Raw genomic sequence first — 11776 nt, 5'->3', positions numbered from 1 at the left:
GTCCTTGGGTTGGCGTGAAGTCATTCTTCCCAAGCCACAAAAAGAAGAAGGCCCGATGAGGGCCTCCTGAATGCGCCAGATTGCATTCTGGGTGATGGATATCACCCAGGGCATTGCTGCAAGGGTCAGGTCTTGCTCTTGGGTGTGAACCCCAGCACCGCCTTTGTTTCCAGGAACTCACCGAAGGCGTCCTCGCCCCACTCGCGGCCGTTGCCCGACTGCTTGAAGCCGCCGAAGGGGGCGTTCAGGTCGGTGGGCGCGCTGTTGATGTTGACCTGGCCCGCGCGCAGCCGGGCCGCGACCTTGCGGGTGGCGTCGATGTCGCCGCCGGACACATAGGCGGCCAGGCCGTAGACGGTGTCGTTGCCGATCTCGACCGCCTCGTCCACCGTGTCGTAGCCGATGATGGTCAGCACCGGGCCGAAGATTTCCTCTCGCGCCACGGTCATCGTGTTGTTGACGCCGGCCAGCACGGTCGGCTTGACGTAGTAGCCGGTCGAAAGGCCATCGGGCTTGCCGGGGCCGCCGGCCACGACGGTGGCGCCTTCCTCGATGCCCTTGGCGATCAGGGTCTGGATCTTGTCCCACTGGGTGGCGGAGATGACCGGGCCGATCGTCGCGCCGCTGCTGACCGGGTCGCCCACGGTGGTGGCCTCGGCGGCCGCCTTGGCGTGTTCCAGCACCTCGGCCATGCGCGCGTTGGGCACCAGCATGCGGGTCGGTGCGTTGCAAGACTGGCCGGAGTTCTGCATCACGCCGCGCACGCCATTGGTGACGGCGCGCTTGAAGTCCGCATCGGGCAGGATGATGTTGGGCGACTTGCCGCCCAGTTCCTGGTGCACCCGCTTGACCGTGGGCGCCGCATTGCGCGCCACCTCGATGCCGGCGCGGGTGGAGCCGGTGAAGGACACCATGTCCACCTCGGGATGGCTGGAGATGGCCGCGCCGACCGTCGGGCCGTCGCCGTTGACGAGGTTGAACACGCCGGCCGGCACGCCGGCGGCATCGAGGATCTCGGTCCAGACCTGGGCGGAGAAGGGCGCGATCTCCGAGGGCTTGAGCACCATCGTGCAGCCCACCGCCAGCGCCGGCGCCACCTTGCAGGCGATCTGGTTGACCGGCCAGTTCCACGGCGTGATGAAGCCGCAGACGCCGATCGGCTCCTTGAACAGTGTCGTCGTGCCGCGCTGCTCCTGGAAGCTGTATTCCTTCAGAACCGACAGGGCGGTGCTCAGGTGGCCGATGCCGATGGCGGCCTGCGAGTCGCTCGCCAGCTTGGCCGGCGCGCCCATCTCCTCGGTGATGGCGGCGGCCACGTCGGCATAGCGCGCCTTGTACTGCTCGATGATCTTCTCCAGCAGCGCGACCCGTTCGTCCAGCGAGGTCTGCGAGTAGCTGGCGAAGGCGGCGCGGGCGGCCTTGACGGCGCGGTCCACGTCGGCGGCCGAGCCCAGCGAGATGCGGCCGGCCACGCCTTCGGTGGCGGGGTTGATCACGTCCAGCGTGCGGGGGCTCAGCGGCTCGACCCACTGGCCGTTGATGTAGAACTTGAGGTAATCGCGCATGTCGTCGGTCTCCTGTGTCGGTCGTGATAGAACGAAACCATAGTCGATTTCGGAAGGCAGCATGAAACAGGTGGTCGAACTGAAGCACGCCAGCCGGCTGGTGAACCACGGCCCGACGGTGCTCGTCAGCGCCCGGCACGAGGGCCGCCGTACGGTGATGGCCGCGGCCTGGTCGATGCCGGTGGAGTTCACGCCGCCGCGCATCGCCATCGTGCTGGACAAGAGCACCTTCACCCGCGAACTGGCGCTGGCCAGCGGGCAACTGGCGATCAGCATCCCGTGCAAGGCGGTAGCCGACCTGGCGTACACCGTGGGCAGCGTCAGCGGCGCGGAGTCCGACAAGTTCGAGCGTTATGGCATCGCCCACTTCGACGGGCCGGCGCTGGGCCTGCCGCTGATCGAGGGCTGCATCGCCTGGCTGGAATGCCGGGTCATCAGCGAGCCGCATTCGCAGGACGCCTACGACACCGTCTTCGTCGAGGTGGTCGGCGCCCAGTCCGATCCGCGGGTGTTCGCCAATGGCCGCTGGTCCTTCCGCGAGGACAACACCGAACTGCACACGCTGCACCACCTCGGCGCCGGCCTGTTCGCCGTGCCTTCGCTGACGGTGCAGGCCAAGACGCTCGATCCGACCCCGCGCTGACGGGGTTTCTCCACTCCCAAAACGCCCGCCGCAGGGCTATCCTTGTTACCGGGAGTAACGGCGTATCTGGACTGACTGGGTCGGGACGCCAGGACGAGGGCGCGGCCATGGTCGACCTGGCCTTGCTGAATCGCTGCCGGCGCATGGCCGAGGCGGCCGCCTCGGTGGTCATGGCCGCCTCCCTGGCCGCCCTGTCGGGCTGGGCGCTGGACATCGAGCTGCTGCGCGCGCTGGTGCCCGGCATGACGCCGATGAACCCGATGACGGCCGTGCTCTTCCTGCTGGCCTGCCTGGCGCTGTGGCGCCATCGCCTGCTGGGTCGCCCCGGCGCCGCGGCCCGCCTGGTGCTTGGCTGCGGGGCGGTGCTGGTCTTCGTCAGCACCACCCGGCTGCTGGGCTACCTGACGCCGCTGGACCTCGGCATCGACCGGTTGCTGTTCGCCGCGCGCCTGGACGGCAACCAGATGGCGCCCAACACGGCCACCAATTTCCTGTTGCTCGGGCTGAGCCTGGCGCTGGTGGCGCGCGGGCGCTCGGTGCTGGCCGGCCAGGTGCTGGTGACGGTGTCGTCGACGATCTCCTTCATGGCGCTGCTGGGCTATGTCTACCAGGTGCCGCTGTTCGGGCTGCCGGGCTACGTGCCGATGGCCTTCCATGTCTCGCTGTGCTTCCTGCTGGTGGAGACGGGCCTGCTGGCCAGCAGCGCCGACGGCGGCTTCGTCGCGATGCTGATGAGCCAGCGCAGCGGCGGCAAGGCGGCGCGCCGGCTGCTGCCGGCGGTGCTGGTGCTGCCGGCGGTGCTGGGCGGGCTGGGCATCCTGGGCATGCGCCACGCGATGTTCGCGCCGGAGTTCGCGGTGGCCCTGATGGCGACCTTCTGCAGCGTCGGGCTGGCGGGCCTGATGCTGGGCACCGCGGGCCGGCTCAACGACGGCGATGCCGAGGTCGAGCGCCTGCTCAGCACCGACATGCTGACCGGCGTGATGAACCGACGCACCATCCTCGAGGTGCTGGGCGGCGAGACGGCCTCCTGCCTGCGCTACCGCGTGCCGCTGTGCACGGCGATGGTGGACATCGACCACTTCAAGCACATCAACGACAACCACGGCCATGCTGCCGGCGACGAGGTGCTGCGCCGCGTCGGCAGCCTGATCCAGGCGAGCCTGCGGGCCACCGATTCCGCCGGGCGCTACGGCGGCGAGGAGTTCGTCGTCGTCCTGCCGCACACCGGCAGCGAGGGCGCCTTCACCTACGCCGAACGGCTGCGCAGCAGCATCGCGGCGGCGGAGTTCGCCCTGTCCTCGGGCGAGGTGCTGCGGGTGACCTGCTCGATCGGCATCGCGCAGATGGCCGTGGCCGAGTCGCCGCAGCCCGACCAGGCCCTGGCCCATGCCGACGAGGCTCTGTATCTCGCGAAGCGCAGCGGTCGCAATCGCGTGCAGTTGGCTTCGGCGCTGCCTGCAACAATGGCGGCATGAGCAAGAAGGACACGCACGTCAGCGAGACGCCCGCCACCCAGTTCCTGCGCCAGCGCAAGATCTCTTTCACCGAGCATGTCTACGACTACGTGGAGCACGGCGGCACGTCCGAATCCTCCCGCCAGCTGGGCGTGGACGAGCATGCGGTCGTGAAGACGCTGGTGATGCAGGACGAAAAGGCCCAGCCGCTGATCGTGCTGATGCACGGCGACCGCACGGTGAGCCTGAAGGAGCTGGCCCGGCAGATCCCCTGCAAGAAGGTGGAGCCCTGCAAGCCCGAGGTGGCGCAGCGCCACAGCGGCTACATGGTCGGCGGCACCTCGCCCTTCGGCCTGCGCAAGGCGATGCCGGTGTTCGTCGAGGCGACGATCCTGGAACTGCCGAAGATCTGCATCAACGGCGGCCGGCGCGGCTACCTCGTGGGGATCGACCCGCGGGTATTGCCGGAGCTGGTGGGCGCGAAGCCGGTCCATTGCGCCAACCTCGAGTAGGCAAAATAGCGCCCCATGCAAGAGACCCTGTTTCCCCTCCTGGCCGCCGTCGGCGGCTACCTGATCGGCTCGCTGTCCTTCGCCGTCATCGTCAGCCGCCTGATGGGCCTGTCGGACCCGCGCAGCTACGGCTCCGGCAACCCCGGCGCCACCAATGTGCTGCGCTCCGGCAACAAGAAGGCGGCGGTGCTAACGCTGATCTTCGACGCACTGAAGGGCTTCGTCCCGGTGCTGCTAGTGAACCTGTTCGGCGAACGCTTCGGCCTCGGCGAGGGCACGGCGGCGCTGGTAGGCCTGGGCGCCTTCCTGGGCCATCTGTGGCCGGTGTTCTTCAAGTTCGAGGGCGGCAAGGGCGTGGCTACCGCGCTGGGCGTGATCCTGGCGCTGAACTGGGTGCTGGGCCTGGCGACGCTGGCCACGTGGCTGATCATCGCGTACTTCACGCGCTACTCCTCGCTGGCGGCCATCGTCGCGGCGGTGTTCGCGCCCTTCTACGAAATGCTGATCTGGGGCACCGGCCCCAATGTCGGCGTGCTGGTGGTGATGGGCCTGCTGCTCATCTGGCGCCACCAGGCCAATATCAAGAAGCTGATGGCGGGCACCGAGAGCAAGATCGGCAGCAAGGCTGCCGCCCCCGCCGTCAACCCCAAGCATCCCCACAAGAAAGGTACGAAGTAAATGAGCAGTGAATTGAAGCGATTCGACATCGGCGCGCGCCTGTCCGAGATGACCGTGCACAACGGCGTGGCCTACCTGGCCGGCCAGGTGCCCGCCGACCAGACCAGCGACATCGAGACGCAGACCAAGCAGGTGCTCGGCGCCATCGACGCGCTGCTGGCCCGCGCCGGCACCGACAAGAGCCGCATCCTGATGGCCCAGATCTTCCTGGTGGACCTCGCCGACTTCCCCGGCATGAACGCCGTCTGGGACGCCTGGGTCGTGCCCGGCAACACCCCGCCGCGCGCCACCGTGCAGGCCAACCTGGCGCGACCGGGCTGGCGCCTGGAAGTGGTGATCACCGCCGCGGTCTGATCCACGAGACAATCGTCTGCCCCATCGGGCAGCCCTCGCAGGCCGGCGGCATCTCGCCGCGGGCCAGTTGCGCGGCCATCGCGGCGCGTCGTTCCAGCGCGACGGACAGCGCTTCGCCGGGCCGCGCCAGCGCGTCGCGCGCGCTGTCCTTCACGAAGCAGCAGGGGTTCAGGTGCCCGTCCTGCGCCAGGAACATGCCGTTCGCCAGCCAGGGGCAGCGCGGCTGGCCGGCGGTGCTGGCGTAGAGCCGCTCGTAGAAGCCGGGGACGCGGCCGCGCTCGCGCATTGCCGCGGCGAAGTCCGGCACCGCCGCTGCCCGTTCGTTGAAGCGCCGGCCCTGCTCGGGCTGCGGCAGCTGCTCGCGCATCGCCGCGTCGTAGAAGCGCAGGTACTGCGGCATCGCCTGCAGCGGCTGCACGGCGATGCCGCCGTCCAATCCCAGACGCCGGTAGAAGGGCAGGCTGCTGTCCAGCGCCTCGTCCACCGTGTCGCGCAGCACGGTGACCATCAGGCCCACCGCCGGGCCAGCCTCGCCACGGGCCGCGCGCCGCGCCATGAAGGCGGCCAGGCCGCGCTCCACCCGCTCGAAGCTGCCGCCGCGGATCGCCTTGAAGCGGCCGGGCTCGGCGCTTTCCATGCTGACCATCAGCCGGGTCAGGCGCAGGTCCAGCAGGCGTTCGATATTGCTGCCGTTGAACAGGCTGCCGTTGGTGATCGTCGAGATGCCGACGGCGGGAAAGCGCTCGCGCAGCAGCGCGGCCATCTCGAAGAAGCCCGGATGCAGCAGCGGCTCGCCCTCGCCCTGCAGCTCGACATGCTCCAGCCCCTCGACCTGGTCGAGCAGCGCGGCCAACTGCTCATGCGCCAGGTCGCCTTGGGCCATGTGGCGGCCGGCGCAGAAGCCGCAGCTGTAGTTGCAGCGGGTGGTCGGCTCGATCTGCAGGAAGGGAAGCGTGTTCATGATGCCCGCCTATCATCGCCGCATGAAGTGGAAAGACGGCCTCTCCTTAGCCCTGATCTGCGCCGTGGTGCTCGGGGGCGTGCATCTGCTCCAGTCGCATGCGAGCGGGGCACAGGGCGAGGCGCTGCGCGCGGTGGTGCGGCCGGGCGACATCCGCATGCTGTCCTCCGAGACCTGCATCTATTGCACCCGCGCCCGGGCCTGGCTCGCGGAGCAGCAGGTGCCCTTCACCGAATGCACGATCGAGACCGACCGCGCCTGCCTGGCCGAATTCCAGGCCCGCGGCGGCCTGGGCACGCCGACGCTGGTCGTGCGCGGGCGGACGCAGCAGGGCTTCGATCCGCAGCGCGTGGCTGAAGCCCTCAGTCGATGACCAGCCCGAGGCTGGCCGGATCGCCGCCGCCGACGCGCACGATCACCGGCTCGTCCTCGGTCATGTCGATCACCGTGGTGGGCGTGGCCGCGCAGGCGCCGGCATCGACCACCACCTGCAGCAGCTTGTCGTAGCGGGCGCAGATCGCCTCGGTGTCGTTCAGCGGCTCGCTCTCGCCGGGCGGGATCAGCGTCGTGGCCAGCAGCGGCTCGCCGAACAGGGCCAGCAGTTCCTGCGTGACCTTGTGGCAGGGCACGCGCAGGCCGATCGTGCGGCGCGAGGGGTGCGAGAGCCGGCGCGGCACTTCCTTGGTGGCTTCCAGGATGAAGGTGAAGGGCCCCGGCGTGGCGGCCTTCAGCAGCCGGTACTGCTTGTTGTCCACGCGGGCGTAGCTGGCCAGCTCGCTCAGGTCGCGGCACAGCAGCGTGAGGTGGTGCTTGTCATCGACGCCGCGGATGCGGCGCAGCGATTCGGCGGCGTCCTTGTCGTCGAGCCGGCAGACCAGCGCGTAGCTGGAGTCGGTCGGGATCGCGGCCACGCCGCCCTGCTGCAGGATCTGCGCCGCCTGCTTCAGGAAGCGGGGCTGCGGGTTCTCGGGGTGGACTTCGAAGAATTGAGCCATGGGCCCATTCTCGGCCCGCCTGCGTGACAGGGGATCAAGGACGATGAATCCGTTGTTCCAATGCCGACCAGACCGGCGTCAGCCGGCCGGGCAGCGCGTCCAGCCGGCCGAGGTCGGTGTGGCTCTCGTCGGGGGAGTGGAAATCGGAGCCGCGCGAGGCCAGCAGGTCGAACTCCAGCGCGGTCTCGGTGTAGCGGGCCGCATCGGCGGCGGTGTGGCTGCCGGTGACCACCTCGATGCCACGGCCGCCATGGGCCATGAACTCGGTGATCAGCGCGTACTCGATCGTCGGCGTGAAGTCGTAGCGGGCGGGGTGGGCGATCACCGCGATGCCGCCGGCCTCGGTGATCCAGCGCACCGCGTCGCCCAGCTTGGCCCACCTGTGCTCGACGAAGCCGGGCTTGCCCTCGGTGAGATAACGCCGGAACACATCGGACACGTCGCTGCAGTGCCCGGCGTCGACCAGGAAGCGGGCGAAGTGGGTGCGCGAGATCAGGTCGGGGTTGCCGACGTACTGCAGCGCGCCCTCGTAGGCGCCCTTGATGCCCACCTGCGCGAGGCCGGCGGACATTTCCTGCGCCCGCGCGGCACGGCCGCCGCGGGTGGCCTTCAGGCCGGCCTTCAGTGCCTCGTCGTGGTGGTCGAAACCCAGGCCGACGATATGCACTACCTTGGCCGCGAAGGTGACCGAGACCTCCGCGCCGGTGAGATAGGGCAGGCCCTGGTCCAGCGCCGCCTCCAGCGCTCGCTGCTGGCCGCCGATCTCGTCATGATCGGTCAGCGCCCACAGCTCGACGCCGTTGGCCTTGGCGCGGGCGGCCAGCGCCTCGGGCTCCAGCGTGCCGTCCGACACGCGGGAGTGGCAGTGCAGGTCGGCGTTGGTGACGTTGGTGAGGAGGTCCACGCGATCGATTCTACGGGGCGAGGCGACGCGGTCTGGCAACAGGGTCATCTGCGGGCATTGGGCGGCTAACGCCCTCGTTCAGCGCATCATTGACACGCCGGCAACGCGCGGCACCGACACTGAAACCCTCGTCCCCCGGAGTCCCTTTCCATGTCCATCACCACCCTCGACAAGCACACCGCCCTGGTCGTCATCGACATGCAGAAGGGCATCGTCGCCCTGCCCACCGCGCATCCTGTCGGGCCGGTGATCGAGCGGGTCGCCACGCTGGTCAAGGCCTTCCGAGCGGCGGGGCGGCCGGTGGTGCTGGTCAACGTCGCCGGCCGCGCACCGGGCCGCACCCAGCAGCTGAACAACTTCACCCCGCCGCCGGACTGGGCGGTGCTGATCCCCGAGCTGGACCGCCAGCCGGGCGACCACCTCGTGACCAAGCTGCAGCTGGGCGCCTTCGTCGGCACCTCGCTGGAGCAGTTCCTGCGCCGGGGCAACATCACGCAGATCGTGCTGTGCGGCATCGCCACCAGCATCGGCGTCGAGTCCACCGCCCGCCAGGCCTTCGACATGGGCTTCAGCATCGCCTTCGCCACCGATGCGATGACCGACCTCAATGCCGAGGCGCATGACAACAGCCAGCAGCGCATCTTCCCGCGGCTGGGCGAGCTGGGCACGGTGGCGGAGCTGCAGACGCTGCTCGCCTAGCCAGCCCTTCAAAGCCGGAAGGCCTGGACCACCTCATCCAGCGCCTGCGCCTGGCCACGCAGGCTGGCCGCCGCCGCGGCGGACTGCTGCACCAGCGCGGCGTTCTGCTGCGTCATCGTGTCGATGCTGCGCATCACGCCGCCGAGTTCGCCGGTATGGCCGGCCTGCACGTCGAGCTGGCTGCCGATGCCGTCGATCATGCCGCTGACCCGGCGCACCTGTTCGACGATGCCCTGCATCGCGCGGCCTGCCTCGCTGCTGAGCTGCGAGCCGTCTTCCACCCGCTCGCCGGACTGCTGGATCAGCGTGCGGATCTCCCGCGCCGCCGCCGCCGAGCGCTGCGCCAGCGAGCGCACCTCGGCCGCCACCACCGCGAAGCCGCGGCCCTGCTCGCCGGCGCGCGCGGCCTCGACCGCCGCATTGAGCGCAAGGATGTTGGTCTGGAAGGCGATGCCGTCGATCAGGCCGGTGATCTCCGCAATGCGGACCGAGGATTCGCGGATCGCCGCCATCGTGCCGACCACCTGCTCGACGACCTGGCCGCCGTCGCTGGCGATCTGCGAGGCGCTGCGGGCCAGGCTGCTGGCGTCGGCGGCGGCGCGGCTGCTCTGCTGGACGTCTTCCTCCAGCTGCACGACCTCGGAGCTGGTGCGCTGCAGCTCGGAGGCGGCCCGATCGGTACGGGCCGCCAGGTCCTCGTTGCCCGCGGCGATCTCGCTGGCGGCGCTGCGGATCCCGGTGGCGCCGGCATGGATCTGACTGACCAGGCCGCGCAGGCGCAGCTGCATCGCGTCCAGGCCCTTCAGCACGCGGCCCAGCTCGTCGTCGCGGCCGGCGGGCACCGGCTGGGACAGGTCGCCCGCAGCGATGCGCTCGGTGGCCGCCAGCATCTGCTCGACCGGCTGCAGCAGCTGGCGCTGCGCGCGGCGCATCAGCAGCACCAGCGCGAGCAGCGCCGCCGGCAGCAGCACCAGCAGCAGGTTGCGGCGCAGGGCCAGCGTGTGTTCGCGTTCGGCCAGCGTGCGGCGCACCGTCTGCAGGGCCTGGGCGGAGATTTCGGCCTGCAGCGCACTGGCGCTGTCGAAGGCGGCGGCCAGCTTCTCCAGCGGATAGTTGACGTCCTGGGCCGCGGCCTCCAGCGAGCCCTCGACCATCGGCCGCTGCTGCTGCGCCTTGGCGATCAGCGGTGCCAGGGCCAGCGCGGGATCGCTGCGCTGGGCCTCGCGCAGCTGGGCCAGCATCGCGTCGCCGTGCTCGCGGTAGCGGGTCAGCGAGCGGTTCAGCAGGCCGATGTCGTCCACCGCGGCGGCGCTGGCGATGGCGCCCAGCTCCGACAGCGCCTCGGCCACGCGCGGCGCGCTGGACAGGCCGGCGCCGATCGAATGGTGCAGGCCCGGCTCGGGTTCCAGCGCCAGCCGGGTGTCGCGGTCCAGCGCGTCCATCGCCTCGAAGGCCTGGGCGGCCAGCGCCTGCTGGCGGGCCAGCAGCCGGGTGGGGTCGAGCTTGCCGGCGTCGAAGTCGGCCACCAGGGCGGTGAAGCCCTCGGCGACATGGCGCACGGCCCCGGACGGGGATGCGTCGAGATTCGACGTTAGCGACTGCAGCGCCTGCTGCACCTGCCGGCGCGCGGCAGGCAGTTCATCGCGGGCGGCGGGGCGCGTCCCCAGCGCCTCGACGGCCAGGCGGCGGTGCTGGCGCAGGCCGGCGAGCACGGATTGCCAGCCTTCGTTGAGCGGCAGGCCGGCCTGCTCGCGGGCGGCGAGGTCCAGGTCGGAGGAGAAGCGCAGCAGGAGCAGTGCTCCGGGCAGCAGGGACAGGCTCAGCGCGATCAGGGCGACGAGCAGGAGGCGGGTGCGAAGACTGAGGGACGACATGCCCGGCAGTCTGGTAAACCCTCATGTCGATCGCATGACAGGGCATCACGCCGCCGGCCCATCCCGGCACGAGTTCACGCCTGGGCGACGACGATCATCTGCACGCGCTCCTGGCCGTTCCATTCGTCGAGCTGCAGCCGGTAGGCGAGCCGGCAGCGCTCGGGCAGGCCCTCGGTGCGGCCGAACCAGATCGCGTCGCGCTGGCCGCCGGCCTGGCGCAGGCGCAGCTTCAGGTGCTTCTCGCCGACGATGCGCTGGCTCAGCACCTCCACCTCGTCGCAGAACAGCGGGGCCTCGAAGGCCTGGCCCCAGACCTGTTCGTCGAGCAGGCGCACGGTCTCGGCGCAGAAGTGCTCGCCGGCCAGCGGGCCGTCGGTGCGCAGCGTCTGGGTCAGCGCGCTGGCGTCCAGCCATTCGCTGGCCACCTGCTGCAGCGCCGCGTCGAAGGCCGCCAGCGCGGCCTCGTCGCACAGCGTGCAGCCGGCCGCCATCGCGTGGCCGCCGAACTTGCGCAGCAGCTCGGGATGACGCTTGGAGACCAGGTCCAGCGCGTCGCGCAGGTGGAAGCCGGCGATCGAGCGGCCGGAGCCCTTGAGCAGGCCGTCGGCGCCGCGGGCGAACACGAAGGTGGGCCGGTGCACCCGGTCCTTCAGGCGCGAGGCGATGATGCCGACGACGCCCTCATGGAACTCGGGCTCGAAGATGGCCAGCGCCGGCGGCGGCTCGCCGTCCAGCGACTGCATCAGCTCGTCGAGCTTCAGCTCGGCCTGCTCGCGCATGTCGGACTCGATGTCGCGGCGCTCGCGATTGATCGCATCGAGCTGCTTGGCCAGTTCCAGCGCGCGGGCCGGGTTGTCGGTCAGCAGGCATTCGATGCCCAGCGTCATGTCCGAGAGGCGGCCCGCGGCGTTGATGCGCGGGCCCAGCGTGAAGCCCAGGTCGGTGGCGCTGGCGTTGGCGATGTTGCGGCCGGCGGCGCTGAACAGCGCGGCGATGCCGGGGTGCGCCCGGCCGGCGCGCATGCGCTTGAGGCCTTGGGCGACCAGTCGGCGGTTGTTGGCGTCGAGCTTGACCACGTCGGCCACCGTGCCCAGGGCCACCAGGTCCAGCAGGCCGTCGAGCCGCGGCTGCGGG

The 11776-nt window shown here is 70.2% G+C and carries 13 protein-coding genes; 7 read left to right on the top strand and 6 right to left on the bottom strand.

What is annotated here, in order from left to right:
* Positions 1–125: 125 nt before the first annotated feature.
* Positions 126–1565: an aldehyde dehydrogenase family protein gene (locus B0W88_RS10140; RefSeq protein WP_077034545.1), complete on the bottom strand. Its 1440-nt coding sequence runs from the start codon at positions 1563–1565 to the stop codon at positions 126–128.
* A gap of 61 nt (positions 1566–1626) precedes the next feature.
* Here B0W88_RS10140 and B0W88_RS10135 point away from each other — a divergent pair, with 61 nt between their 5' ends.
* The 5 genes from B0W88_RS10135 to B0W88_RS10115 all read left to right on the top strand — a co-directional run bounded on the left by B0W88_RS10135 (position 1627) and on the right by B0W88_RS10115 (position 5209).
* Positions 1627–2208, top strand: a complete 582-nt coding sequence (locus tag B0W88_RS10135; protein WP_077034544.1) for a flavin reductase family protein — start codon at positions 1627–1629, stop codon at positions 2206–2208.
* Positions 2209–2315: 107 nt separating this feature from the next.
* The gene (locus B0W88_RS10130; protein ID WP_077034543.1) at positions 2316–3686 is read left to right on the top strand and encodes a diguanylate cyclase; all 1371 of its coding nucleotides are present in this window, start codon (positions 2316–2318) and stop codon (positions 3684–3686) included.
* Positions 3683–4177, top strand: coding sequence for a Cys-tRNA(Pro) deacylase (gene ybaK / locus B0W88_RS10125; protein WP_077034542.1), 495 nt, complete (start codon positions 3683–3685; stop codon positions 4175–4177). Before B0W88_RS10130 ends, ybaK begins: the two co-directional genes overlap by 4 nt.
* A gap of 15 nt (positions 4178–4192) precedes the next feature.
* Positions 4193–4855, top strand: a complete 663-nt coding sequence (plsY, locus tag B0W88_RS10120) for a glycerol-3-phosphate 1-O-acyltransferase PlsY (RefSeq protein WP_077034541.1) — start codon at positions 4193–4195, stop codon at positions 4853–4855.
* Complete coding sequence (locus tag B0W88_RS10115; protein WP_077034540.1) at positions 4856–5209, top strand: RidA family protein; 354 nt, start codon at positions 4856–4858, stop codon at positions 5207–5209.
* Here B0W88_RS10115 and B0W88_RS10110 read toward each other — a convergent pair.
* On the bottom strand, positions 5193–6170 hold the full coding sequence (locus B0W88_RS10110; RefSeq protein WP_077034539.1) for a radical SAM protein: 978 nt from the start codon (positions 6168–6170) through the stop codon (positions 5193–5195). The two genes, B0W88_RS10115 and B0W88_RS10110, sit on opposite strands and share 17 nt — an antisense overlap.
* 22 nt (positions 6171–6192) lie before the next feature.
* Here B0W88_RS10110 and B0W88_RS10105 point away from each other — a divergent pair, with 22 nt between their 5' ends.
* Entirely contained in the window at positions 6193–6543 is a 351-nt protein-coding gene (locus tag B0W88_RS10105) for a glutaredoxin family protein (protein ID WP_158080835.1), read from the top strand.
* Here B0W88_RS10105 and B0W88_RS10100 read toward each other — a convergent pair.
* Both B0W88_RS10100 and B0W88_RS10095 read right to left on the bottom strand, forming a co-directional pair.
* Complete coding sequence (locus B0W88_RS10100) at positions 6533–7165, bottom strand: L-threonylcarbamoyladenylate synthase (RefSeq protein WP_077034537.1); 633 nt, start codon at positions 7163–7165, stop codon at positions 6533–6535. The genes B0W88_RS10105 and B0W88_RS10100 overlap by 11 nt on opposite strands.
* 34 nt (positions 7166–7199) lie before the next feature.
* Complete coding sequence (locus B0W88_RS10095; protein WP_077034536.1) at positions 7200–8069, bottom strand: 3',5'-nucleoside bisphosphate phosphatase; 870 nt, start codon at positions 8067–8069, stop codon at positions 7200–7202.
* Between the two features lie 150 nt (positions 8070–8219).
* On the opposite strand from B0W88_RS10095, the gene B0W88_RS10090 reads away from it, so the two are divergent.
* Positions 8220–8768 carry an isochorismatase family protein gene (locus B0W88_RS10090; protein WP_077034535.1) on the top strand — a complete coding sequence of 183 codons (549 nt, stop codon included), beginning with the start codon at positions 8220–8222 and terminating at the stop codon, positions 8766–8768.
* Positions 8769–8776: 8 nt separating this feature from the next.
* On the opposite strand, the gene B0W88_RS10085 is transcribed toward B0W88_RS10090, so the two are convergent.
* Together B0W88_RS10085 and B0W88_RS10080 are read right to left on the bottom strand one after the other, a co-directional pair.
* Positions 8777–10642, bottom strand: a complete 1866-nt coding sequence (locus B0W88_RS10085) for a methyl-accepting chemotaxis protein (RefSeq protein ID WP_077034534.1) — start codon at positions 10640–10642, stop codon at positions 8777–8779.
* A 74-nt stretch (positions 10643–10716) separates the two neighbouring features.
* The coding region (locus B0W88_RS10080) for a DHH family phosphoesterase (protein WP_233151675.1) at positions 10717–11776 on the bottom strand (1060 nt) is incomplete at its 5' end.

This window comes from Pelomonas sp. KK5 (assembly GCF_001984095.1).
GTDB lineage: Bacteria > Pseudomonadota > Gammaproteobacteria > Burkholderiales > Burkholderiaceae_C > KK5.
Note: the sequence above shows the minus strand (reverse complement) of the source record. Positions and strands in the feature narration are given on the sequence as shown.

Excerpts from the sequence above, each read along its gene's own strand:
- B0W88_RS10140 (WP_077034545.1), bottom strand. The coding sequence starts at position 1,565 with ATGCGCGATTACCTCAAGTTCTACATCAACGGCCAGTGGGTCGAGCCG.
- B0W88_RS10135 (WP_077034544.1), top strand. The coding sequence starts at position 1,627 with ATGAAACAGGTGGTCGAACTGAAGCACGCCAGCCGGCTGGTGAACCAC.
- B0W88_RS10130 (WP_077034543.1), top strand. The coding sequence starts at position 2,316 with ATGGTCGACCTGGCCTTGCTGAATCGCTGCCGGCGCATGGCCGAGGCG.
- ybaK (WP_077034542.1), top strand. The coding sequence starts at position 3,683 with ATGAGCAAGAAGGACACGCACGTCAGCGAGACGCCCGCCACCCAGTTC.
- plsY (WP_077034541.1), top strand. The coding sequence starts at position 4,193 with ATGCAAGAGACCCTGTTTCCCCTCCTGGCCGCCGTCGGCGGCTACCTG.
- B0W88_RS10115 (WP_077034540.1), top strand. The coding sequence starts at position 4,856 with ATGAGCAGTGAATTGAAGCGATTCGACATCGGCGCGCGCCTGTCCGAG.
- B0W88_RS10110 (WP_077034539.1), bottom strand. The coding sequence starts at position 6,170 with ATGAACACGCTTCCCTTCCTGCAGATCGAGCCGACCACCCGCTGCAAC.
- B0W88_RS10105 (WP_158080835.1), top strand. The coding sequence starts at position 6,193 with ATGAAGTGGAAAGACGGCCTCTCCTTAGCCCTGATCTGCGCCGTGGTG.
- B0W88_RS10100 (WP_077034537.1), bottom strand. The coding sequence starts at position 7,165 with ATGGCTCAATTCTTCGAAGTCCACCCCGAGAACCCGCAGCCCCGCTTC.
- B0W88_RS10090 (WP_077034535.1), top strand. The coding sequence starts at position 8,220 with ATGTCCATCACCACCCTCGACAAGCACACCGCCCTGGTCGTCATCGAC.
- B0W88_RS10085 (WP_077034534.1), bottom strand. The coding sequence starts at position 10,642 with ATGTCGTCCCTCAGTCTTCGCACCCGCCTCCTGCTCGTCGCCCTGATC.